The 23194-nt window shown below is 45.0% G+C and carries 24 protein-coding genes; 9 read left to right on the top strand and 15 right to left on the bottom strand.

Annotation, left to right across the window (positions count from 1 at the left end):
* Positions 1-21 precede the first annotated feature (21 nt).
* The 14 genes from rsmH to FTV88_RS07900 form a co-directional block, all read right to left on the bottom strand.
* A complete protein-coding gene (gene rsmH, locus FTV88_RS07965) occupies positions 22-960 on the bottom strand; it encodes a 16S rRNA (cytosine(1402)-N(4))-methyltransferase RsmH (protein WP_153725144.1) in 939 nt (312 codons plus the stop codon).
* 58 nt (positions 961-1018) lie between these two features.
* On the bottom strand, positions 1019-1450 hold the full coding sequence (gene mraZ, locus FTV88_RS07960) for a division/cell wall cluster transcriptional repressor MraZ (RefSeq protein ID WP_153725143.1): 432 nt from the start codon (positions 1448-1450) through the stop codon (positions 1019-1021).
* A gap of 157 nt (positions 1451-1607) precedes the next feature.
* On the bottom strand, positions 1608-2159 hold the full coding sequence (locus tag FTV88_RS07955; protein WP_153725142.1) for a UbiX family flavin prenyltransferase: 552 nt from the start codon (positions 2157-2159) through the stop codon (positions 1608-1610).
* 91 nt (positions 2160-2250) lie between these two features.
* The gene (locus FTV88_RS07950) at positions 2251-3279 is read right to left on the bottom strand and encodes a ThiF family adenylyltransferase (RefSeq protein WP_243137054.1); all 1029 of its coding nucleotides are present in this window, start codon (positions 3277-3279) and stop codon (positions 2251-2253) included.
* Positions 3276-4445, bottom strand: a complete 1170-nt coding sequence (locus tag FTV88_RS07945; protein ID WP_162007953.1) for a M28 family metallopeptidase — start codon at positions 4443-4445, stop codon at positions 3276-3278. The genes FTV88_RS07950 and FTV88_RS07945 overlap by 4 nt, the downstream gene beginning before the upstream one ends.
* Before the next feature lie 192 nt (positions 4446-4637).
* Complete coding sequence (locus tag FTV88_RS07940) at positions 4638-7502, bottom strand: 1,4-alpha-glucan branching protein domain-containing protein (RefSeq protein WP_153725140.1); 2865 nt, start codon at positions 7500-7502, stop codon at positions 4638-4640.
* Between the two features lie 5 nt (positions 7503-7507).
* Entirely contained in the window at positions 7508-8011 is a 504-nt protein-coding gene (locus tag FTV88_RS07935; RefSeq protein WP_153725139.1) for a DUF4912 domain-containing protein, read from the bottom strand.
* 136 nt (positions 8012-8147) lie between these two features.
* Positions 8148-8549: a Fur family transcriptional regulator gene (locus FTV88_RS07930; RefSeq protein WP_153725138.1), complete on the bottom strand. Its 402-nt coding sequence runs from the start codon at positions 8547-8549 to the stop codon at positions 8148-8150.
* 81 nt (positions 8550-8630) lie between these two features.
* Positions 8631-9755 (bottom strand): DUF362 domain-containing protein, encoded by a 1125-nt coding sequence (locus FTV88_RS07925; RefSeq protein ID WP_438266913.1) that lies wholly within the window; start codon positions 9753-9755, stop codon positions 8631-8633.
* A 358-nt stretch (positions 9756-10113) separates the two neighbouring features.
* The gene (locus FTV88_RS07920; RefSeq protein WP_153725136.1) at positions 10114-10221 is read right to left on the bottom strand and encodes an RCKP-type rubredoxin-like domain-containing protein; all 108 of its coding nucleotides are present in this window, start codon (positions 10219-10221) and stop codon (positions 10114-10116) included.
* Between the two features lie 72 nt (positions 10222-10293).
* Positions 10294-11421, bottom strand: a complete 1128-nt coding sequence (bshA, locus tag FTV88_RS07915; protein WP_153725135.1) for an N-acetyl-alpha-D-glucosaminyl L-malate synthase BshA — start codon at positions 11419-11421, stop codon at positions 10294-10296.
* Positions 11422-11428: 7 nt separating this feature from the next.
* On the bottom strand, positions 11429-12235 hold the full coding sequence (bshB1, locus tag FTV88_RS07910; RefSeq protein ID WP_153725134.1) for a bacillithiol biosynthesis deacetylase BshB1: 807 nt from the start codon (positions 12233-12235) through the stop codon (positions 11429-11431).
* 70 nt (positions 12236-12305) lie between these two features.
* The gene (locus FTV88_RS07905) at positions 12306-13127 is read right to left on the bottom strand and encodes a M55 family metallopeptidase (protein WP_153725133.1); all 822 of its coding nucleotides are present in this window, start codon (positions 13125-13127) and stop codon (positions 12306-12308) included.
* Positions 13128-13181: 54 nt separating this feature from the next.
* Positions 13182-13943, bottom strand: coding sequence for a histidinol-phosphatase HisJ family protein (locus FTV88_RS07900; protein ID WP_153725132.1), 762 nt, complete (start codon positions 13941-13943; stop codon positions 13182-13184).
* Between the two features lie 291 nt (positions 13944-14234).
* Between FTV88_RS07900 and FTV88_RS07895 the strand changes: the two genes are divergently transcribed.
* From FTV88_RS07895 to FTV88_RS07880, 4 genes are all read left to right on the top strand, one after another.
* A complete protein-coding gene (locus FTV88_RS07895) occupies positions 14235-14852 on the top strand; it encodes a nitroreductase family protein (RefSeq protein ID WP_153725131.1) in 618 nt (205 codons plus the stop codon).
* Positions 14853-14929: 77 nt separating this feature from the next.
* Positions 14930-15664 (top strand): hypothetical protein, encoded by a 735-nt coding sequence (locus FTV88_RS07890; RefSeq protein WP_153725130.1) that lies wholly within the window; start codon positions 14930-14932, stop codon positions 15662-15664.
* Between the two features lie 197 nt (positions 15665-15861).
* The gene (serC, locus tag FTV88_RS07885; RefSeq protein WP_153725129.1) at positions 15862-16950 is read left to right on the top strand and encodes a 3-phosphoserine/phosphohydroxythreonine transaminase; all 1089 of its coding nucleotides are present in this window, start codon (positions 15862-15864) and stop codon (positions 16948-16950) included.
* 61 nt (positions 16951-17011) lie between these two features.
* Positions 17012-17425: a hypothetical protein gene (locus FTV88_RS07880; protein WP_153725128.1), complete on the top strand. Its 414-nt coding sequence runs from the start codon at positions 17012-17014 to the stop codon at positions 17423-17425.
* On the opposite strand, the gene FTV88_RS07875 is transcribed toward FTV88_RS07880, so the two are convergent.
* The gene (locus tag FTV88_RS07875; protein ID WP_153725127.1) at positions 17384-17848 is read right to left on the bottom strand and encodes an HAD family hydrolase; all 465 of its coding nucleotides are present in this window, start codon (positions 17846-17848) and stop codon (positions 17384-17386) included. The genes FTV88_RS07880 and FTV88_RS07875 overlap by 42 nt on opposite strands.
* 163 nt (positions 17849-18011) lie before the next feature.
* Here FTV88_RS07875 and FTV88_RS07870 point away from each other — a divergent pair, with 163 nt between their 5' ends.
* From FTV88_RS07870 to FTV88_RS07850, 5 genes are all read left to right on the top strand, one after another.
* A complete protein-coding gene (locus tag FTV88_RS07870; protein WP_153725126.1) occupies positions 18012-18650 on the top strand; it encodes a superoxide dismutase in 639 nt (212 codons plus the stop codon).
* 99 nt (positions 18651-18749) lie between these two features.
* On the top strand, positions 18750-20486 hold the full coding sequence (locus tag FTV88_RS07865; protein ID WP_153725125.1) for a spore germination protein: 1737 nt from the start codon (positions 18750-18752) through the stop codon (positions 20484-20486).
* Between the two features lie 16 nt (positions 20487-20502).
* Positions 20503-21630, top strand: a complete 1128-nt coding sequence (locus tag FTV88_RS07860; RefSeq protein WP_153725124.1) for a GerAB/ArcD/ProY family transporter — start codon at positions 20503-20505, stop codon at positions 21628-21630.
* The gene (locus FTV88_RS07855; protein ID WP_153725123.1) at positions 21627-23006 is read left to right on the top strand and encodes a Ger(x)C family spore germination protein; all 1380 of its coding nucleotides are present in this window, start codon (positions 21627-21629) and stop codon (positions 23004-23006) included. Before FTV88_RS07860 ends, FTV88_RS07855 begins: the two co-directional genes overlap by 4 nt.
* Positions 22997-23173: a hypothetical protein gene (locus tag FTV88_RS07850; protein WP_153725122.1), complete on the top strand. Its 177-nt coding sequence runs from the start codon at positions 22997-22999 to the stop codon at positions 23171-23173. The genes FTV88_RS07855 and FTV88_RS07850 overlap by 10 nt, the downstream gene beginning before the upstream one ends.
* Positions 23174-23194 lie beyond the last annotated feature (21 nt).

Genomic DNA, 23194 nt, shown 5'->3' with positions numbered 1-23194 from the left:
AACTTATAGACATCCCTGTCATTAAAGTTTTTGCGCTGCTCGTAACTTAGCACTCTGAGCGCGCTTATTCTGAGCCAGTTCTTCTTCAGATGCTTCCACAGGCTTTTTTGTTAAGACTTTCAACAAGGCTTTTCTATCACAAGCACAGATGGGGAGGCCTGGTGGGCAAGTACACCGTTGCGCTTGCTCGGCAAAAAACTGTTTTACCATCCGATCTTCTAAAGAATGAAAAGTAATTACTACAAGGCGACCTCCCGGCGCAAGAACATCCAAGGCGCCTTGTAATCCTTCTTGCAAAGCACCTAGTTCATCGTTTACCTCGATGCGCAAAGCTTGAAAGACTCGTTTCGCAGGATGGCCACCTTCCTGGCGAGCCGCTGCCGGAATGGCTTGTCGAACGATTTCAACCAATTCATCGGTTGTCTCGAAAGGTTTGTCTTTTCTTCTGTCCACAATTTTTTTCGCAATCCGCTTGCTCCAGCGTTCTTCACCGTACTTCCAGAAAACCCTGGTCAGTTCTTCTTCTTCATAGTCATTCAGAATCATGGCTGCTGTTAGAGCAGCCTCTCGATTCATACGCATATCCAAAGGACCGTCAAAACGGTAAGAAAAACCGCGTTCCGCCACATCGAGTTGATAGGAAGATACGCCAATATCTAACAAGATACCGTTGATCGATCCCTGTAAGCCCAGCTCTTCAATAACCTTTCTTAGATGACGAAAGTTCGATGATATCAGTCTTACTTGGGAAGCAAATTCTGAGAGCCTTGCCCGCGCTGCTTCTAAGGCTTCTTCGTCTTGATCGAGTCCGATAAGACGACCCCGACCTTGCAACGCCTGCAAGATGGCTTTGCTATGACCGGCACCGCCTACTGTTCCATCGACATAGATTCCTTCTTCTTGTAGATGCAAAAAATCCAAAGCTTCTTGTAGTAGCACAGGTACGTGTTGAAAAGTCATCCTACGATGGTCCCCCTACTTAAACTTTAGCTCTATCTTTGTACAAAGTATCTTTCCACTATAATTCAAAATCAACAAGCTTTTCTGCCACTTCTTCAAAATCCAAATTGCTTTCATCGTTATATCTTTGCCAGCTTTCTTGATTCCAGATCTCGATCCGAGTACCTACCCCAATAATCGTAACATCTTTTTCTAGCGACCCATATTGTCGTAGATGTTGTGGTAGCAAAAAACGACCCTGCTTGTCCAGTTCACATTCTGCCGCACCAGAGAAAAAGAAGCGTTGAAAAGACCGTGCATCGGCTCTTGTAAAAGGCAATTTCTTAATCTTTTCTTCGAGACGACGCCATTCTTCAGGCGGATAAACAAAAATACAACCATCTAAGCCCTTGGTCGAAACAAACTTTTCACCAAGTGCTTCGCGAAAACGAGCCGGCATAAAAAGCCGCCCTTTCCCATCGATGCTGTGTTGAAACTCCCCCATGAACATTGGTCGTCCACCACTTTACACCACATATCTACCACTTTACACCACCTTATTCCACGTAGAGCCTCTTTCTTCCTGCTTTGGCGTAGCAAAAATATGGCAGAAGAATACAAAAAGGACTTCAGCTTTTACACTGAAGTCCTCCCTTTATGATCATACATTAAAGGCCCCATCGACGATAAAGAGTATGTTCAATCCCTGCTTGATCGAGCACTTTTCCAACAACGAAGTCAACGAGATCGTCCATGCTTTGTGGTCTCTGATAAAAAGCAGGCATCGCCGGCACAAGAGAGGCACCGGCCCGTGCTAGCGCCGCCATATTCTCCAAATGGATAACATGAAGTGGCGTCTCCCTCGGCACAACAATCAGTTTGCGTCTCTCTTTCAAAGTCACATCAGCAGCACGAGTGAGCAAATTATCAGACAGTCCTAGCGCCAGAGCTGCCACCGTATGCATGGAACAAGGAATTACAATCATCCCGGCCGTTGGAAAAGAACCCGAGGCAATGGCCGCACCCACATCATAAACAGGATAGAAATGACAACCTTCTCGGAGCTCTTCTACAGTAACCCCTGTCTCCTCCTGAATCACTCGATCACCGGCTGCCGAAATAACAAGATGAGGTCGCATCGATGCTTTTTTCATCACTTCAAGAAGCCGAAGCGCATAGATAGAGCCACTGGCACCAGTAATTCCTACGATCCATTCCACGAAAAAAGTGCACTCCTCACGTAACCACTGTATCAGGCAGCTTTATGGACACAACACAGTAGAACCTTCCCCCTGTGCCAGTACCCTTGTGCTAAAAACCTACATAGCGACTATAGAAACTTTTCGCCTTCACCGGATCTTGCGTTCCCTTAATCATAGCTCGTCCATCCGTAAAAAGCACCATTTCCTGACCATCTGCAATAAATTTAAGCAAGTAAGGATTTTGCTGCAATTCTCCAAGGGTTGAGAGGCGTTTACCCAACTCTTTCAGATTCAAACTCTTTTGCTGAGCCGGATTAATTTGCACAGAATTGGACCCACAAACGGGCGTTACTTGCATTTCTTCTTTCCCTTCAAGGTAAGGAAATTCACCATTACCACAAGTGGGGCAGTTGCTACGGCGGGCCTGCGCCATATCAAGCATGTCATAGCGAGCGGACCATAAGTCAAGGGTCAAAAGTCCCTGGCAGACTTGATCTTTTTGTCCCGTAAGAATCTTTAAAGCCTCCACGGTTTGAAAGGCTGTAACCATTTGTACCGTTGGTCCAAGAACGCCAGCCGTATCACAAGTCGGCATTACACCGGGTGTCGGTGGTTTCGGCATAATGCAACGTAAGCAAGGACCCTGTTGAGGTTGAATTACCATCGCCATTCCTTGCGAGCCCGTAACACCAGCATAAATCCAGGGAACTCCCTCTTTGATAGCACAGTCATTAATTAGAAAGCGCAATTCAAAGTTATCGCTACCATCAAGAATCAGATCCATGCCCTCTACTTGCTGTTGTAGATTGGACCAGCTTAGATCAAGTACTTCTGCTTTTACTGTAATCTGGGAGTTAATCTTTTGTAACTTTCTTTGAGCAGCAATAGCTTTGGGCAAGAGGGCCTTTACATCTTCTTCATCATACAACACTTGACGCTGTAAGTTCGATAACTCCACAAAGTCTCGATCGATCACTTTCAGAAAGCCTACACCAGAGCGAGCAAGGCCATTGGCCAGATGGGTTCCTAAGGCACCCATGCCAGCAATAAGCACCTTCGCTTGTTCTAGTTTTTTCTGCCCCTCTTCGCCAATGGGCGCAAAGCGAATTTGCTTTGCATATCTCTCCAAGCTTATCATCGGCCTACTCTATCTCCTTCATCAGCCAGTGCATAGATAAATTGGTACGTCCAATCAGTAATTTTTTGTAGCTTCTCGGGATTGATTAAGGTTATATCATCTTCTGGTGTGTGGTTTTTATGGAGCCAACTGTCAGAAAGAACGGTAATGGCCGGTACGCCTTTTTCTTCGAAAGGCCGATGGTCGCTGCTATTGCGATCTGTGACCTGATGGCGAATACGAATCTGGCAAGCTTCAGCAACTTGATGTATTGTATCTTGCCAAGGCAAGGGGGCAGAAGACCAGTAAATAAATTCGTCGGTTCGACCATTGGCAACTGTATCTAGATTGATAAGACCAATGACTTGATCTAGAGAAAGAGTTGGAGCATTGGTAAAGTGGCGTGATCCGAATAGACCGGCTTCTTCACCAGAAAAAGCTATAAAAGCCACACTTCTTCGAGGCCGCTGCTGTACCATCAGGCGAGAAAGCTCTAATAGAATCGCAATTCCACTGCCATTGTCATTGGCTCCTCTATAGAGACGATCTCCCCATTGTCCTAGATGATCGTAATGGGCCGACAAAATGATGACTTCATGACGCAAAAAAGGATCACGGCCTGGCAAGAATCCAATCAAGTTATCAGCCACTTTCATGGCTCCTGCCACAGCCTGTAACCTAGCTCTTTCTCCTTCCTCTACAATCGTAAGAGGTGGAATCGGAAAGGTCTGAAAGTATGTGGACGCCTCCCCACGGGGCTCTAGGCCCCATCGCTCCCACAGTCTAGCAATATACTCACCAGCTCTTGCTTCTCCTGCTGTACCGGCTAGGCGGCCTTCATAGACAGGCTGGCTCAACGTCGCAATGTGTTCCATCATTCCAGAGAGCCCACTTACGCTAGCGCTTTTTCCATCTCGTGCCATGGCTTCAATCGGTAGCATTACATCAGAAGTAGGGCCATGAAGCAAATGGTGACCCCAATACCAGCCTGTTGCTGTCAATGAAAGTCCCAGAGCAGTAGCTCCTCCGAGAAGAAAGTTCCGTCTACTCAGTGGCGACGAAGATTGCTTCTCCGTTTCTACAGAGCTCTTATCCTCAATAATGCTATCTTCGCTCATCCTATCAACAGTTGCTCGTGGCGGACGCTCCCCCCAGGGATTGACACCTTTTCCCTTCCCTATCACCATGAAAGCCTCTCTTTCTAGACTTCCTCTATTGAACAAGATTATTTCGCCTTGAGGATTATCTTGGAAGAAAAATAACAGATTGCTACGATTAGATTTCTGTCTTACTACTATTTTGACATGAATGCCTTCAAATCCTTTTCTTCTGGCCCAGGGAAGGACTGGTATCATATCCCTACTAATTATCTTGCTTTATTATCCAGCTCTTTGTGCTTTGGCCTCTAGTCCCGCACGAACCGAATCAGCTTCATCAATGGCTTCACTGTATACTGCCATCGTTTCAAGAGCAATCTTGCTCCAATTGTAAATATTTTGCAGATCCTTTTGCGATTGCTCAATCATTTTCTCTGCCCACGGACGATTCTCTAGAATTTGCACAATTGCTTCGGCAAGCATGCCTGCATTGTTCGGTGGTACTTTCAAGCCATTTTCACCATTGCGAATAATTTCTCCAAGCCCACCGGTATCGCTAGCTACAACAGGCGCACCGGCTGCCATGGCCTCTAACGCTACTATCCCAAAAGGCTCGTAAAGACTGGGAAAAACAGCTACATTGGCTCTTTTGAGCAAAGCATTGCGTTGATCATCTTCAATGAAGCCCGTAAAAGTAACACGATGCTCTAAACTTTGTTGACGTACCCAGGTGCGTAGTTCACCATCCATGGGGCCTTTACCAGCAATCACAAGGCGAGCCTGTGGTCGGCGAGATAAGATAGAAGGCAAGGCCTGCAGCAGTACTTGCACGCCTTTTTCAGATACCAATCGACCAATATAAAAAATCATTTCATCATCTTCATCAACAAGAGAAGCAATGGAGCTTGCATCACCTTGCGGTGTTAACACTTTATGGCTATCTACACCGTTGGCGATAATATGAATCTCTGCTGGTGAAACACCGAAAAGAGAAGATATTTCACGAGTCATATATTGAGAGCAGGCAATTAACTTGTCGGTAATTGATACAAGCTCAATTTCCACGCCATGAATATATCGTTGCAAGTCATTGTGAATGCCTCGTTGTCTACCGTGCTCTGTGGCATGAATGGTTGTCACCAGCGGAATGCGTAACAAACGCTGGCTCTCGCGCGCTGCCATCGCCACAAGCCAATCATGGGCGTGAATCACAGCAGGCATTTCTACGCCCACTTCATCAAGAACAGCGTCTAAGAGAGCAAAGTTAAATTGCCAAACCCAACCGAGAAAGTCTTCTTGCAAAGAACGACCATGGACTTGCAAACGATGCACAATCACACCGTTGATAACTTCTTTTTCTGGGCAACCTGGTACATGGCACGTAAAAACACGAACAGGTACGCCCTGGGCGACCAAAGCTTCACTTAAGTCGGCCACATGACGGCCTAAACCGCCCATGACACGAGGTGGATACTCCCATGTCAAAATCCAGACAGCGCCTTTAGGAGCTGTTACTTCATCTCTAGTAAAGATGAGAGGTAGCTCTCTTGGCTTATCCGCTTGAACAAAAATATGCTTGTTATAATTTCGGTAATCCATATCTGGGAATATGGGATGCTTCCACTCTGCTTTTGACAATGTAATTACATCGATATCACCCTGCCGTATCGACTGCGTCAGCTTCCAAAAAAGATCGAGATGCTCTATGGTGCGTCGATTGGCGTACTCTACCGTTGTTCCTGTATACATAATAAAAGCCCAGTCACTCGATTGAGCCAGCATCAATTCACGAGCAGCCTGATCCAAAGCACGCTTCATGTCGCCCTTGGCTTGTGGATACGCTTCTGCCAAAGCTACCATTTCTTTTTCCGCTTGATGGAGATGGCGATATATCCAATCGTTGGTAGGGTTCACCCAGACTTTTCCAAATCCTTCTTCTCCCCAAGTAGAAAAGTGTAGCTTTCCTTCCGGTCCCTGTCCATGTTCTTCTAGATAGCGGCGCGGTGTCATTAATGCTACCGTGGAATTGCCATCTGCGAACCTACGCAACAAAGCCTCTAGAAATTCAGGACCCTCATACCACCAGTGGCCAAAGAGTTCAGCATCGTAGGGAGAAAGAACGAGCGGCGGCTGATCATTATGTTGTTGGAGGTAGTCAATTTGTGCTTCCCTGTTAAAAACAAAGTTATCAGCATGCGTCGCAACTTTATGGGTCGCCCAGTCAGGGCGATAAGGTTCTTTATGGTCGCCTGAGCCTGTAATCCGATAATACTTAAAGCCCGTATCAGAACGATTGGGACCCGCTAGAAAAGGTGCTACATAGTCATAAGGCAGATCATAGCCAATGTCGCGATAAAACTCCCGGTAATCATAATCACCAGGATAGCCTGAATTTTTGTCCCAAACTTGTCGAGACGTCTCTGGATCCCTGGCAAAAGCCGATACTCCATCCCCAAGATGAAGGGGTTGATAGAGGTTGGCTTCTTGCGGATAGGCTCGCTGGAAAGCTCCATTGTCAACGACAAAGCAGCGTAACCCTTCTTGACTCAAGATACGTTCAATGCCTGGTTGATAAGCACATTCTGGTAACCAGATCCCATGAGGAGCCAGACCAAAGATTTTTTTATGTTGATCTACAGCCGTACGAATCTGCGGTCTCCAACTCGCTTCTGACGCGTACGGCAAAAAGGCATGGGTCGCGGATGAAGTCCAAAGATCGAGATGTCCACTTTGTACGAGTGAGCGCCAGGCCTCTGTAATCTGGCAACCCCAATCATGACGGTAGAGACTCCGCAGTCTTTCTAGTTTGTCTCGATATAACCTAGCCACTGGCGCAAAATTGTCGTCTCCCTCTGTCCTTTCCACTTCCTTGTTGGCCAGAAGGAGCATTTTATCTAGATACCGCAAATAGCGGTCTTGTAGTAAAGCATCTGTTAGCATCGCTGCAAGCGGTGGCGAGACCGAAAAAGTAAGTCGATATGAAAGGCCTTCTTCTCGTAAGCGTAACCAGGTGTCTGTGAAAGGCAAGTAGCATTCAGTCATCGCTTCAAAAAACCATCGTTCTTCCAGATATTCAGGCAATTCTGGATGACGAACATAAGGCAAGTGACCATGGAGAACCAAAGCCCAGTATCCTTTAGCCTTCAAATGTATCAGGCGCTCCTTTCTGCTGTTGCCGGTTCTGCAACCAGATCCGTTGAACTGTACGTCTCAATCTTTTCTTCCACAGGGACGATAACCTCTACCGGCGTAACACCACCGATAATCGAGTGGGCTCGACCCCAACTTCTGCGATGTCCACTTTGTGCTGGCGGCATATGAACTTGCTCTGAAGAGAGCAGAACTTTAAATTCTTCCCCATCTTGTATACCTATCTGAATACGATAGATCGTACCTGGCACAAGACCACTTAAATACCAGTGATCAGCACCAAAAGGAAGTTCCGCCTGGTATACAGACTGCCAATCCAGGTTCGTACTGTCACCCATAAGTTGTTGGACACGGATTTGGCAGGGAGATTCAACATCTAAATTCCTGCTGGTGAGAACTTGTTCCCGCGTTTCCGCTGTTATTTCCCAGTAGACATAGATGTGAAATAGATCTTGGACCAATACACCCATACAATTTTGGCCGTAAGAACGTGGCAATTTGCCCATGCTTTTTCTCCCCCTCCAAAATATCACCAAAGCTTTGCTTCTTTTCCATTATAACAAAGCCCACCAAGAACGTAGTATTAATTTTTTCCGATAAAAATACCACCAAAGATAAATCTCTAGTGGTATGCTTACGATTTCACTGTTTTTCTTGTATTTTGCAGCTTTTACATCTTCCGTAAAATTCTAGTCGATGTCCTGCTACCTTATGGTTTTCTTGATTCTCTACCAGATCGTCTATCGCTTTTAAAGGTTCTAGCGGTAAATCATAGACAAAACCACAATCTTGACAGACAAAATGATAATGTTGCGATACGTCTCCGTCGTAACGAGAACTAGTGCCTGCATAATTCATCTCTCGAATCATACCCTGGTTGGCCAATGCATTCAGATTGCGATAAACAGTTCCTAAACTAATATCGGGGATTTGCTGCCGTGCTTCTTGATATACCCAATCTGCTGTTGGATGGCATTTGGTGCCCTTAACAAGATCTAGAATCAGTGATTTTTGCTTGGTCATGCGTGTTCCGACGACACCCATCTGAGACACCCCCTCCAGCTCAAGTAGTAATAAGAATAATAACTATATATCCATATTACGTAAAAAAGCTGGAATTGTCAATCACTCTGGGAGTCGAATCAAATTATAAGATCGATTCCCCAGTCCCATGGTTTCACCATGTTGTAGCTGAACGGTACCGTCAACATTCGGATGAATCACCCGGAATTTATCGACCCCTTTTCTAGCCCCAGCAGGATCGCGATCTTCAATGCGATTGTTAAGAAGGCCTGGTGCTTCATTCACTAGATCATAGCAAGCTTGATCGAGCGCAATCGGATCAAAAGAAGCAAGAATTCCTATGTCAGCTACAATAGGCGCATCACTCCAAGAGCAGCAGTCACATTCAGGCGTCACATCTGTTACGAAGTTGATAAAAGCAATTTTTCTATTTTTCAGTTTATCTTGAATAGCACCGTAGGCATACTCTGCCATTTTCTCTTGCAACAACACCGTCTCTTGCTTCCAGTTAATACCGATTGCTTTGTGGGGACAGGTAAGAGTACACTCTCCGCAACCAATACAAAGCTCACCTGCTATAACAGCTTGTTCCCCCATAGAAATGGCATCAACAGGACACCAGGGAAGGCACTTGGCACAAGATTTACAAGTCTTTCCCACCACAGGCTTAACATCGGAATGCTGAATTAACTTTCCAGAGCGAGAAGCGAGGCCCATGGCCAAATTTTTAATAGCGCCACCAAAACCGGTCAGCTCGTGGCCTTTAAAGTGAGATAGTACAATCATCGCATCGGCATCAAGTCCTGCTGATGCAATCTTCACTTCTTGTAAGTGCTTTCCTTGAATCGGAATGGAGCGATAGTCTTTGCCCATTAGGCCATCGGCAATTACAATCGGTGCTTTGACAACAGCGTAGGCATAACCATTTTCCATAGCTGTATCAAGATGATCCGCTGCATTGGCTCGAGAGCCACGATATAAGGTGTTCGTATCGGTTAGAAAAGGCTTCCCCTCTTTTTTTCGCACTGTATCAACAACAGCACCTACAAAGGGAGGTCGCAAAGTTCCTGTATTGCCTCTTTCTCCAAAGTGAAGCTTAAGGGCTACAAGATCTTTTGGCTCTACTACATCCATTAAGCTTGCTTTGTCCATAAGCAGCCTTAGTTTATCAACCAATCCTTTTCCAGCTTTTGCTCGCCTTGAAATAAAGTACACATCGGACATAATTTGATTAATTCCTCCTTACGCTTTCCTCCGCTCTGGACTGGTCCCACGCTGTTACCGCCAGCAAGCTGGCGACAGCTGAGGTCCCAAGTCCCGCTGCGGAAAGCGTGATGCCCAGTCCCAGAGGGTTTGTTTCTGATTGTTACTCCCATTGGAATTGCTTGGCGTAACTTCCTGCTATAACTCCTGCCCTCACCACAAGGTAACTATTTTCGTGTCCATCACAGCTAATTGTAACGAATTCCTGTCTCACCTTCAAATTCAAATAGCCTACAAAGAAAAAAGGCGCCCTGCCTACACAAGGTAAGCAAATAACGCCTCTTACTTTCCTTCTGTATGTATCTTATCTCAGAAGGTTTCTTTATTGTTTAATCAATTCGTCTTTGACTGCACCGCACTTCGGGCACTTGCCTGGTTTACATCGCTTTTCAATGACTTCTCCACATTTTTCACACTTGTAAATAGCCATAAAAATTCTCTCCTTCTCTATCAGTAATGATTACTACATCTGTTTCTATGTTAAATGAAGCCATCCCTTCTGTCAAGCCTTATCTAGTATTTCTTTGTAGTATTGCTCATATGCATCCACAATTGGGTCGGCACAAAATCGCCGAAGGGCTTCCGATCTCGCTTTTTCTGCCATGGCCTTGTAAAGGAGAGGATCAGAAAGCAGCCCAAGGGCCCATTGGGTCATTGCTTCTGTATCACCTACAGGTGCTAAATACCCTGTAAGACCATGGTCTACCACTTCAGGCAAGCCACCGGTCCTACTCGCAATCACAGGCACCTGGCATGCCATCGCTTCTAAAGCAACGAGACCAAAGGATTCCTTCTCAGAAGGCAAGAGAAAAAGATCGGATAAAGCAAAAATTTCTGCCACATTTTCCTGACGACCTAGAAAATGGACTCTTTCTTCTATAGCGAGTTCTTGAACCATTTGTAAAGCCATCGTTTTTTCCGGTCCATCGCCTACAAGGATGAGCCGAGATGGAATCACTCGATTCACACCCGCAAAGACTTTAATTACATCTTGTAAGCGCTTTACGGGTCGGAAGTTAGAGATATGAAGTAGGATTTTTTCTTCCGGTAAGGCAAAAAGCTTGCGCAGCGCAGGGTTGTCATGGGGGATATACTCGTCTACATCTACAAAGTTAGGAATCACTCTTGGCATTTTTTCTAGCCCAAAAGTCTCTTTCGATTCTAAAGCTAGGCTATGAGAAACAGCGGTGACACCGTCACTGTTTTCTAAAGAAAATCGAATCACCTCAAAAAACTGAGGATCTCTGCCTACGAGTGTTATATCCGTACCGTGTGTTGTTGTCACAATAGGAAGTCTCCGCTCTCGAGCTAACATATCTCGAGCGAGAAAAGCCGCCGGCGTATGGGGAATGGCATAATGAACATGTAACAGATCCAGGTGATCCCTTCGAGCCACTTCTACGATTTTAGAAGCCAAAGCGATTAAGTAAGGCGGAAAACGAAAAAGGGGATAATCAAGCACTTCTATTTGATGAAAAACAAGATTGGCCTCAAATTGCTGCAATCGAAAGGGCGTTTCATAAGAAAAAACATGAACGCCATGGCCTCGACGGGCCAGACAACGAGCCAGATCCGAAGCGATCACACCACTTCCGCCATAAGAAGGGTAGCAGAGGATACCAATGTTCAAAAAACGATCACTCCCATAATGCAGCTACCTTTTTGATCAGAAAAGGCTTTTCACCATAGAGCGGTTCTGCATAGGCAACCCTAACAAGGCCACCTAAATATTGATCTCTACCCACAAGCCAGTGTAAAAGATGAGGAATCCCTAGGTTCTCACACTGTTGCTGCCAACCTTGAGAAAATTGGCTTTTATATTCGAGAATTGATTTTTTCTTCCATTCGTAGACAGACGAAACGTCGACAAGCAGGGGCTGCTCCATTCCCTCTAATAGGCTTCCATTAAGTCGATAAGTATAAAAATGCTGAGGTCGCCAGGGTTCGCCCAGTTCTTCTATGGAAAGCGTAGCGCCTTCATATTTGGCCAAACCAGCATAAAAAATAGCTTGCCGAGCTAGTTCTGAAGTGCCTTCATGATCAGGGTGACGATCCCGTCCTCCTGGCGCGAGGACTACTTGCGGTCGATAGCGACGAAGCAATTGTACCAATGTTTCAATCCGCTCAGCCCAATAAAGAGGATCACTGACAGCGCCATCAGGCCAGCAACAATTCCAGCGTTCTGCCAGGCCGAGCACTTGAGCGGCCCGTCTTGACTCTTCGATTCGAATCTCGGCAGATCCGTTCGTTCCTTTATCACCTTGCGTTACGTCTACCACAACAACAGTATGACCTTGCCTTGTTGCCAAGGCGATTGTTCCACCCACCGACAGTTCTATATCGTCTGGATGAGCACCAATCGCCAGTATGTGGCAACGAGGGAGAGCGTTGAAAGGAAGGGCACTATAAACTTTTAATCCACTGCTTTGACCCGCTTCAATCATCTCTACGCTTCTCTCCTCTATTAGACCTTTTCCCTTTTTTAGCACAGTCGCAAAAGGGGGACAGAGAAAACTAGGCGACGGAATGTGCTAGTAGCAACATCGCTTGAAAGGCTTTATATAGGGTTGGTAAGTCTTGATGACTGTATTCTACTCGACAGGGACCTCGTTGCGTTAGACCTGGCATACAGGCAACGACCTGGGCCATCCGTGCATGACGAAATTCAACCATAAGTTGATAGGGACCTCCTGGACACCAAGCTTCTACTGTATTTTCTCCTGATAGCCAATCCCTTACAACTTCATAGCTGTGCGTTTCGAGCAAAGCTTGGCTTTTCTGGGGAAGCAAAGTTCGGGCTCCCTGCTGGCTTAAAGGCCATTTCACCACAGCAAAGCGAGTTCCTACCAGATGGCTGCCTTCTACAGCCACTTCCGCATCACCACTAACGAGCCCTACGGGAACACCGTAAAAGCCTGCCAGTGCTGCATTGAATCCCAATTCTCCCACTTCTATCCCATTGAGTTCTATACGAGCAATGGCATCACTGTAAGAATGGCTCAATAGACCTAGAGAACCTTGACGAGCATGATAGCCGACAAAAAAAGCAAGATCAAAACCTTTATCAATGGAACACATCATGCCCCATTCTTTCGGTCGACCCGAAAGAACTTCTACCTTTTCAGGCAAATGGTCGAGCAGAAGATTGGTCATGCTAAGATGACCATCATTCACAACGATTTTCTCTGCACCGGCTGCCAAGGCACCTCGAGAAACAGCGCAAACCTCTTCTGTCATCCATCGTCTCGCCTCTTCATAGGCGGCTGATGCTGTCACTTGTCTCGGTGAAACAACACCAGCCACGCCTTCTAAATCAGCAGAAATGTAGAGACGCAAGAAACCCCACCTTCCCTTTCCGTCCTCGTAAGGAACAGTCCGGTATACCTTATGCTAAAGGGGTTCCATCATGCATTTTCTTTGATAGAAGGTCGCGACTTGACGATAGCCAACAGACCAAGCCAATTCCCTGGCCTTTTCTAGATCTCGTCCCACTTCATGACTAAAGTGAGCATCTGAACTCAATGTGATGGGAATGTTCAACTCAAAACAACGTTCTAAGAGCTCACGAGATGGATAAAACTCCTGAATCGGCTTGTTCAAACCATTTGTATTGATTTCACAGGGCAAACCACTTTTTTTAATAGCTTGTAGGGCTTCTTCAGCCAATTCTAATACAGGACTTTTACAACGATATTTAAAAATTTTGATTAAATCAAGATGACCAATAAAGCTAAAAAGCCCGGAACGAGCTACTTCAGCAATCCGTGCAAAGTACTCTTTATACAGTCTATCTTCTTCCCAAAGACCATATTGCTTGGTATAGCCACTATGATCAAAATCCCAACTGTGAATTTTATGGACTGACCCAATAACGAAGTCAAAAGGATAGCGGTAGACCATAGCATTAAGCTTTTCATTGGCATTGCGAATATAGTCGATTTCGACACCCAAACGCACTTGCAACTGGGGAAATCTCTTGGCCGCTTCTGCAATCGCTTCTACGTTATAATCATCTAAGTACCGATCATGATCGGCAAAACCAATTTGCGCCACTCCACGCTTTTGCGCCGTTTCTAAGTAAGCTGAAATCTCTTCTACTGTATGGCGAGATGTAGCATGTCCCATAGCATGTACATGATAATCTACTAGCATTATGATAACGTCTCCTTCTCTATCATAAGCTTCAACGTCGTCCTACTGTTGGCCTTCCTATCTTTCCTATTGACAGTAAGTTTCAGGCGACTCCTCTTATGTTGCCTTTTTTTCATCTTTTCAACAAAGAGTAAGAAAAACCCTTCTCTAGACAAATTAAAGAAGGTTTTTTATGTGATTGTGATGAACAATAACATAAAGGCATTTTGCCAAGGCTCTTTTTATTCTAAGTGTTTCTCTTTAATAGCCCTTTTTTTTACACTTTCAGTTACGCAGAAGGAGGTCGAGCCAATGGAACTGAGTCAAGCCATTCGTGAACGTCGCAGTATCCGTAAGTACAAAAAAGAAGAACCACCTAAAGCAGTGATCGAAAAAATTATGGAAGAAGGTCTCTGGGCGCCCTCTACGACCAATCAACAACCATGGCACTTTTATATCGTCAGAGGCGCTGACAAAGACAAGTTAGCCCATATCATCAGTCCTGCTGGCCAAGTTATTTTGCCAAAGTTAGAAAGAGCTTTCAGAGATAAGCCAAAAGTCATTCAATCTACGCTGGAGTTTTTCAATACCTTAGGCGGCGCTCCCATCTTAATCTGTTGTTATAGTCAATCGAGTCCTGTAACAGCCCAGCCCGATTCTACACCAACTTATCTTCGTACTTGCAATATCGATCGGCTGGGGAAAATTCAAAGTGTCTCAGCAGCTATACAAAACATCTTACTCTCTGCACACGCCGCCGGCTTAGGCACTTGCTGGATGACAGCACCGCTTCACGTAGCCGATGATATTAACAGGACCTTAGGTATGGGCGATGGTGAATTGGTAGCTCTTGTCACCATGGGCTATGCAGAAGGTACAGCAGCCATTCCGCCTCGCAAAGAAGGTAAACTCTCTTGGATTGGTTTTTAGGAAAATTTTAAAAATAAAAAAAGAACATTGGACATTCACCCTGCATAATATACAAGTTTTAAGGAGGTGAATGTCCATTGTTTCGTAAAGGGGTCCTTTTGCTAGTCTCTTTTTTACTTCTTTCCACAACCTTGCTCTTGTTACGCTGGGACAACGGCATTCCTACTTTGGCAGAAAATGAAAAAAAAGAAGAAGCTTTATTGGTTGAGCGCGCTTTACAAGCAAAAGGAATAACAGATATAGAACCGGTTGATGTTCAACAGCTACAAGGTGATTTTTCTCCCATTGCAGGCAACGAGATTATTCTAGCTATTACGTTGGGAAAGCACCAAGCTTTTCTTGCTGCTTTTGAACAGGAGAGTAATCGTTTGATCGCATTATCGAGAGATCTCTCTATGGTTACAAAAATATCTACTTTTGAGCTTCCTGGTATGGAGCAACGAGGCCTTTTTGTGGTGGAGCATGCAGACAATCGAGTGGGGAGTTTTGAAGAAACTACCTGGAACCGCATCTTTCGGATTGATGAGAACAATGTCTTTCAACAAGTCTTTGCCCATGTGCAAGTCAGTGAATATTACTGGCACGAAAGCTGGGACGATCCAAAAGGTCTGTACTGGCATGGCGTACAAGAAGAAAGCGCTTTCACCTATCCTTCACCGGATAAAATTCATATTGCCAAAAAGATCAATCGCCTAAAAGTAGCTGGCGATCCGCACATCTTACCTGATAACTTTACGGTAGAAAGTCAAGAAGATGCTGTGAAAGTCTATCAGTGGGATGGAGAGGCTCTACGCTTTATGGAACAAAAATAAAAAATCAGAAACAGCGAGGGACTCTTCTCTTGTAAAAGAATCTGCTCCACTCTAGGGAGCGATTCTTTTGTTTCATTAAGAAGTTGCCTTTTCTAAAGGTACGCAAAAAGCTTGTATCTTCCCACTTGCGGAAGTTATAATAATAGGTAATGTAGAAAAGTTAATTTTTGAACTTATTGATTGGGAGGACCTTGTTCATGACAGAAAGAATATTTAACTTCAGTGCAGGACCAGCGACACTTCCTTTAGCCGTTTTGGAAGAGGCACAGCAGGAGTTTTTGAACTACAAAGGTTCAGGCATGTCCGTAATTGAGATGAGCCACCGTTCCAAAGAGTATGAAGCCATTAATGCTGGTACGGAAAGCTTGATTAAAGAGCTTCTAGGACTGGACGATGATTATCGTGTCCTATTCTTACAAGGTGGGGCCAGCACCCAGTTTGCCATGATTCCCATGAACTTTTTAGGTCAAGATCAGAAAGCTGATTATATTCTTACAGGCAGTTGGGCCGAAAAAGCGCAAAAAGAAGCCGCCAAACTAGGGCAGACTCATATTGCGGCTACGACCAAAGAAGGAAACTACGTTCGTATTCCTCAGCCTGAAGAGATTCATCGCAGTGAAAATTCCGCTTATATTCATATTACCTCCAATAACACCATTTTCGGTACGCAATGGCATTCTTTTCCTGAATTCGGAAATATCCCTTTAATCGCTGACATGTCTTCTGATATTCTTTCTAAACCCTTTGATGCCAGCAAGTTTGCACTCATCTATGCCGGAGCACAGAAAAACTTAGGTCCTTCTGGTGTTACTGTTGTTATTATCCGTCAAGATATGATCGAGCAAGGCAACAAGAACATCCCTACCATGCTTCGTTACGAGACCCATAGCAAGAACAATTCTCTTTACAATACGCCTCCCTCTTTTTCTGTCTACATGGTCGGTCTTGTTGCCAAGTGGATTAAGAACCAGGGCGGCCTTGCTGCAATAGCCAAGCACAATGAAGAAAAAGCAGCCCTGATTTATGATGCCATTGACAATAGCGGCGGCTTCTACACAGGCCATGCCGAAAAAGACAGCCGTTCTCTGATGAATATCACGTTCCGACTGCCCAATGAAGAGCTAGAAAAAGAATTTAACAGCGAAGCGACCCGAAGAGGGCTAAATGGTCTTAAAGGTCACCGCTCCGTCGGTGGCATGAGAGCTTCCATCTATAACGCCATGCCCCGCGAAGGTTGTCAGGCTCTAGCCGACTTCATGAGAGAATTCCAGAATCAAAAAGGATAGAGACAAGCAACAACTCTGCGACAACTCTAATTGCAATGACATCAGATGGGAGATGACAGCTTTGAAGAAGAAAGATTTCAAAGAACAGGAACTGTACACTCTCGTATATCAACAAGAAGGCTTTCAGACGGGGTTTTATGCTTCTATAGCGACGGAACAAGGTGAACGAGTATTGCCCTTTTTTAAGAGCAAAGAGCTGGCTCAATGGGTGGCACAGAAAGAAGGCCTACAAGATCCAACGTTGAGCGTCGGCACCCTACCAGCTCCTAAAGCCCAATCGCTTTTACAATACCTTGACTATCAGCAAGACTGGCCTTTAGCCTCTATGAAGATATCCTACAAAGTGGACAACCTTCTTATCAAATCGTTACCGCCTATGAAATGTGGCAAATCCTCTATCCCCATATCGCCTTTATACCTGTTAACAAAAAACTTAACGCCGCAGGGTAGCAATAAGACGGTCTGGCTTTTGTAAAAGAGCCAGACCTTTTTCTATGGAAGGAACCACAATTTGAGCACTGCGTAAAGTTTCCACCGCACACCCTTCCGGCCCTAGAACAGCAATTCCTAGATCAGAACTTCTCAACATTTCTTTGTCATTGGCCCCATTCCCGAAGGCTACCACAGCACCGAGTAGACTGCGAACAAATTCTTCTTTTTCCCTGCTATGATCAGTACTCTCTAGTGTGTGCACCGTAACAGGCAAAGAAACACATTCCCGCTCTACCGATCCGAAGGTATCGGCTGTAATGACATGTATCTTGAATAAAGTCGACAAATCTTCCAATAGAGGCGGTACAGAAGATAGCAAGTGGCCATCTTCTGCAATCGTACCATTGTAATCAAGAACCAAATGCTCTACTACGAGGACTTCACGTCCCGGTATCTGGATTTTCATATCAATACACCTCTTCTATATACTTTCTTATCTTTGATAGCAACATTAAGAATCACCCAATGCACCTTCAACTCTACCAACCTCTACCATTATTTTCGAGACCTATTCTTTCCACTTTTATCGTACAGTAGATCGAGAGAATTGGAAAGGAGTGCATCCCTGAATGAGTAAAATCAGCGCTTATCCTCTTGATCCAGCTCTATTGCAATTAAAGGGCATTTCTCCAAAGCAGATTAAAGAGCATGAAAAACTTTACAAAGGCTATGTAAAGACTATTAACGAGATTCGCAGTCGTCTCCAACAAGTAGACCGAGCAGACCAGAACCCTCGTTATACCCCCTACCGCTGTCTGAAAGTAGAGGAAACGTTCAATATTAACGGTGTCGTTCTTCACGAACTTTACTTCGAAAACCTTGGAGGTACAGGACGCCCTCACGGACCTATTGTAGATGCACTTAAGAAAAACTTTGGCTCCTATGAAGCCTGGGAAAAAGATTTTAAAGCGGCAGCTGCTGCTTCTCGCGGCTGGGTCTTACTTAGTCTTGATTTTCGCGATCAGAAGCTCCATAACTACCTGGCCGATGCTCACGATAAAGGCATTGTGGATTGCGCCACCACACTCTTAATTATCGACATGTATGAACATGCCTACTTCCTAGACTATGGCACAGAGCGCGAGCGCTACATCGACGCTTTTATGAAAAACATTGACTGGGATGTGGTGAACAGACGCTTCATAAGTCTACAAAGCTGGGCTGATCAATTAAACAGTGCAGACCATACAGAAGAAAGCCTCTATTAAAGCGCCTGAAAGAAAGGAAAAAAAGAATAAGAAAGGAAGGGTTCAACAAAAGCTACGAAGGAAGGAAAGATAGTCAGGTCGTAGCGAGGGGTGTCTTCTTTGTCTTCACTGAACTGGAAGAAGCTTATAAAAAGTTTTTTGTCTATCAAAAAGCCACCCATCGATAAATCCTTTTCTCTTAAGCCGACGCCCCCCTTGAAAAAAAGTCCTCTAGAAGAGCCTGAAGATGTAACATCCCTGTACAAACCACAGGAAAAACCAACACCTTTTCCCGATCAAAAGAACCAGGAAGACCAAGAGTCTGGCGTCATTCCTAACAACCTTTCTTCGGTTCGCCATTGGCTTGATCAAGAATTTCTTCTCTCACTGAATGACGACGTAATGGTGCGACCTCTCTCCATTGGCTTGCCTTATTCTGTACCTGCTTTACTCGTCTACTTTCATAGCCAGGTCAGTACAGAGCATCTAAGCACGATGCTGATTCACCCTTTAACCATGGAAGTGACGCCACCGGCGTCTTCGCCAGAAACAGCGACTTTATTAGATCTTCTAGCTTGCAAGGTCACTACAGCACCAGGAGAAACCTTAATCACCCAGGACAAGAAAACGATTGTAGAACGACTCATCAATGGTCATGTTATTCTTTTTGTAGAAGGTCAGGAAAAAGCTTTGGTGATTGAAGGCATTACCGTGCCGGGGCGGGCCATTTCTCCTCCTACCATCGAATCAACAGCTCGGGGACCTCAAGAAAGTTTTGTAGAAGATCTTGATACGAACATCGGTCTCGTACGGGCCCGCCTGCGGACACCGCGGTTGGTCTGCGAGATTCGTGTTGTCGGACGCCTTGCACGCACTCGTTATTGCTTAGTCTATATTGCCGGACTGACCAATCCAGCGCTTGTGAAGGAGATGCGCAAACGCATTCAATCCATTGATGTAGATACGGTTCACGATCTTGGACTGTTTGAACAATATTTAGAAGATCAAAGCAACTCACTCGTTCCACAACATGTCATAACAGAGCGACCGGATCGGGTTACAGCAGCACTTTCCGATGGTTCGATGGCCGTTCTTTTGGATCGCAGTCCTTATGGCCTTGTAGCACCTATCACACTCTGGAATTTTATTCATTCTCCCGAAGACATGTATCTTCGTACACCTTTTGGGAATTTCATTCGCTTGCTTCGCCTTTTTTCTGTGATTATTACACTATTTGCACCGGCTTTGTATATGGCTGTGCAGGCTTATCACCCAGAGATGTTGCCGACCGAACTCATGCTGGCTACGGCAGGTGCTCGAGAACAAGTGCCCTTTCCTGTCTTTATTGAAATACTCTTTCTTGAATTGTCATTGGAGTTAATTCGTGAAGCCAGCTTGCGAGTGCCTCAACAAGTGGGTCCTACCATCGGTATCGTAGGCGCCATTATTATCGGTCAGGCTGCTGTTGAAGCAGGCCTCGTTTCTCCCATTCTTGTTGTAATCATGGCCATTACGGCTTTAGCCAGCTTTAGCCTCCCGACTTATACTTTTTTCTATAGCATTCGAATCTTACGACTTATTCTATTAGTAGGCGCTGCCTTCCTCGGACTGTATGGTCTGGCCATCGTCGCTTTATTACTAGCTTTTCACCTAGCCGGGGTCAAATCTCTAGGCGTACCTTTGCTATCACCCCTTACGCCCAAAAGACCTTTTGGAGATGACTTTATTTTTCGAGGACCTATTTCTTACCAGAACAAGCGTCCTCTCTCTCTACGAAGTCTTGATAAATTTCGTGAAAATCAATGGCGACCGCCTCGTTCTAGAATAGGTAAGATAAAACTGCGCAGAACGCTCTAAGTGAGGCACCCTTGTTATGAAGACACCTGGCAAAATCGGTACTTTTGAACTCTTTCTATTGCTTTGGATCTATGTAACTTCTGTCATTTTACTTGCCCTTCCTCGTCTATACGCCCAAGATGGCTTAAGTGCTCTCTGGCTCATTCCCATTATTAGCTATATCTATCTTCTGCCTTTGCTCTGGATCATTGTAAAACTACGAGACTATTTTCCTGATAAAATTCTAGTGGAAATCCCTGGCCTTCTTTTCGGTAAATGGGCTGTAATTCTGATCGGTTGGCCCTTAACTTTTTATATTCTTTATATCACAGCCATTGCTCTGCGAGAATTTGGAGATATTGTCAATTACACCATTTTGCCTGAAACGCCTTTGTGGGCTCTCTTATTGCCTTTTATGCTATCTGTTACCTATGGCGCCTATAAGGGTCCTGAAGCAATCAGCCGAGCCAATGTATTGCTCCTCCCCCTTACGCTAGGCGCCTTTCTTTTTCTTATATTTAGTTCCTTTTCTCAAGCCGAAATCATCTTCTTAGCTCCTATCTTCGGTCCAGGCCTTGATGAATTGGCCATCCATGCTTTTTTTCGCCTTTCTATCTTTATTGAAGTGGCTATCTTAATGGCCCTTTATCCGAACATCCGAAGCGCCAAAAGCCTTCGCTTTGTCGCTTTCTACGGCATGGCTTTTAATGTTTTTTTTATTTCACTTGCTTTGTTAGCCTACGGACTGAACTTCCCCTTCGCCTCTACACCTCATGTAGGCTCGCCCCTGTATCAGTTAATTCGTAATATCAATTGGGGGCGGTTCCTGCAGAACTTAGAGTCTCTCTTTGTCTTTACGACAGTGATTATGATGATTGTTAAAACGTCTCTCTCTCTCTATGTGGCCACGATTACCTTTGCCAAAACAGTAGATGCACCTTTTTATCAGCCCTATGTTTTCCCTTTGGCGTTGCTAACCTATCTCTATGCTTTTATGCCTACTGATTATCTTACGGCTATGAAGTGGGAATATGAAATCTTGCGGCCCTGGGGACTGGGCCTGATCTTTGCTTTGGCCTTATTGTTGCTTCTCGTCGCAATGTGGCGCAAGAAAAAAAAGCGAAAAATAAAGCTCGTCCGCAAGAGGGAGCAGACATCGCTATGATCAAATCAATAGGGAACAAAAAAAAACTAGGGACTCTTCTTCTACTTTTTCTATCTCCTCTATGGCTTACGTCTTGTTGGGATAAGAAAGAGTTAGATCAAATGGCTTTTGTCCTTTCCATGGGCATTGATCAAAGTCCACAAGGACTTATTGAAGTAACAGCGCGCATTGCCGTTCCTGAAGCGATTGTAGGTGGTGGTGGCGGCGGTGGCGATCAATCGACCTCACCAGCAGAAATCTCGAAAGTCGTAACAATTGCAGCTCGTACCATTCCGGAAGGATTTGCTCTGCTAGAGGCAACGGTGGAGCGACGAGTTACTTTTACACAATGTCGTACTGTCGTTATTGGAGAAGAACTGGTACGTCAAGGCCTTGACCAAATTCTAGACTTTTTCAACCGTCATCGTGAGTTTCGGCGAACCCTTATCTTTTTTATGTCCAAGGGTTCTCCCGCTCGAGAAATTTTTCAACATGCTGTGCCTGTCCTGGAAGAGAACATTGCTCGATATATTGAAGATATTGTGGACATACAACGTCAATTTGGCTTTTCACCTTTTGTCCGTCTTCATGATCTGAACAATGAAATGGAAGTTTATCATCTTGACGGATTGATTCCCATTATGGCTATCAACCCTGAAGTAGCTAAAGAAAAAGAAGGAACGGAAGTAAAGCCTCGACCTACTTCTGAATTTAGAGCGGACGAAGGATCTGTAGAGGAAGAAGTGAGAAACATTCCAAGCACGCTGCATCGCTCTGGCGGCAATCCTGTATCTTATATCGGTGCAGGCGTTCTTGTAGGTGGGCATTTGGTAGGCTATATGGATGCCGATGAGGTGCGCATAACAGAAATCATTCGTGGCCGCTATCAGACAGGCATCTGGACGTTTCCAGATCCCATGGAAGAAGGTAAGTATGTTTCTGTTATATTAGATCAACAAAAACCAGTGCGCATCAAGGTCGACGAATCTACAGACCCCATTCGTATAGAAATATCAGCCAGGCTCTTAGGAAAGCTCTTAGAAGTACAAGCTGGTCCCTATGTAACCCCAGAAGCTTTTCGCTTCTTAGAAGAAGCCATTGCAGAAGAACTGAATCAGCAAGCTTTAGATCTGATTCAGAGAATGCAAGCCCTTCCCGCCGACCCTTTTTACTTGATTCGCCCTCTTCGTTGGCGCACTTTAACAACGAAAGAGTATATGGCCCTTCCTTGGCATGAATGGTACCAAAAAGCCGATATCGTTGTTTCGATTCAACCTGAGATAGAGTTCTTTGGTTTCCAATTGGCGCCAGCACGGCCCAATCCTGCTACTCAAAAGTTGCTTCCGCCAGAAACAACAGAAGAAGAGGACTTGTCAGGTGAAGCAGAATGGGAGTAGCATTTCATGATTATTTCATCATCGTAGTAGGCCTTGCCGTAGTCATCTACACAATAAACCTAGGTAGATGGTTTCTGCGCAGAGACAAGAAGCTTACAGCTTGGTCTACTTTTCTGCTGGCTTTTCTTGTAATCATTACGGCTCTATATCTTTTGGCTTTTTTCTAACCAGTCATACCCTTCCTGACA

It is taken from the genome of Heliorestis convoluta (assembly GCF_009649955.1).
Taxonomy (GTDB): Bacteria; Bacillota; Desulfitobacteriia; order Heliobacteriales; family Heliobacteriaceae; genus Heliorestis; species Heliorestis convoluta.
The sequence above is the reverse complement of the archived record's forward strand: the minus strand, read 5'-3'. Positions and strand labels throughout refer to the sequence as shown.

Bases quoted from the DNA above. Each gene is read 5' to 3' on its own strand.
- rsmH (WP_153725144.1), bottom strand. From the start codon at position 960: ATGACTTTTCAACACGTACCTGTGCTACTACAAGAAGCTTTGGATTTT.
- mraZ (WP_153725143.1), bottom strand. From the start codon at position 1,450: ATGTTCATGGGGGAGTTTCAACACAGCATCGATGGGAAAGGGCGGCTT.
- FTV88_RS07950 (WP_243137054.1), bottom strand. From the start codon at position 3,279: ATGATAAGCTTGGAGAGATATGCAAAGCAAATTCGCTTTGCGCCCATT.
- FTV88_RS07945 (WP_162007953.1), bottom strand. From the start codon at position 4,445: ATGGTGATAGGGAAGGGAAAAGGTGTCAATCCCTGGGGGGAGCGTCCG.
- FTV88_RS07935 (WP_153725139.1), bottom strand. From the start codon at position 8,011: ATGGGCAAATTGCCACGTTCTTACGGCCAAAATTGTATGGGTGTATTG.
- FTV88_RS07930 (WP_153725138.1), bottom strand. From the start codon at position 8,549: ATGGGTGTCGTCGGAACACGCATGACCAAGCAAAAATCACTGATTCTA.
- FTV88_RS07920 (WP_153725136.1), bottom strand. From the start codon at position 10,221: ATGGCTATTTACAAGTGTGAAAAATGTGGAGAAGTCATTGAAAAGCGA.
- bshB1 (WP_153725134.1), bottom strand. From the start codon at position 12,235: ATGATTGAAGCGGGTCAAAGCAGTGGATTAAAAGTTTATAGTGCCCTT.
- FTV88_RS07900 (WP_153725132.1), bottom strand. From the start codon at position 13,943: ATGCTAGTAGATTATCATGTACATGCTATGGGACATGCTACATCTCGC.
- FTV88_RS07895 (WP_153725131.1), top strand. From the start codon at position 14,235: ATGGAACTGAGTCAAGCCATTCGTGAACGTCGCAGTATCCGTAAGTAC.
- serC (WP_153725129.1), top strand. From the start codon at position 15,862: ATGACAGAAAGAATATTTAACTTCAGTGCAGGACCAGCGACACTTCCT.
- FTV88_RS07875 (WP_153725127.1), bottom strand. From the start codon at position 17,848: ATGAAAATCCAGATACCGGGACGTGAAGTCCTCGTAGTAGAGCATTTG.
- FTV88_RS07870 (WP_153725126.1), top strand. From the start codon at position 18,012: ATGAGTAAAATCAGCGCTTATCCTCTTGATCCAGCTCTATTGCAATTA.
- FTV88_RS07860 (WP_153725124.1), top strand. From the start codon at position 20,503: ATGAAGACACCTGGCAAAATCGGTACTTTTGAACTCTTTCTATTGCTT.
- FTV88_RS07855 (WP_153725123.1), top strand. From the start codon at position 21,627: ATGATCAAATCAATAGGGAACAAAAAAAAACTAGGGACTCTTCTTCTA.
- FTV88_RS07850 (WP_153725122.1), top strand. From the start codon at position 22,997: ATGGGAGTAGCATTTCATGATTATTTCATCATCGTAGTAGGCCTTGCC.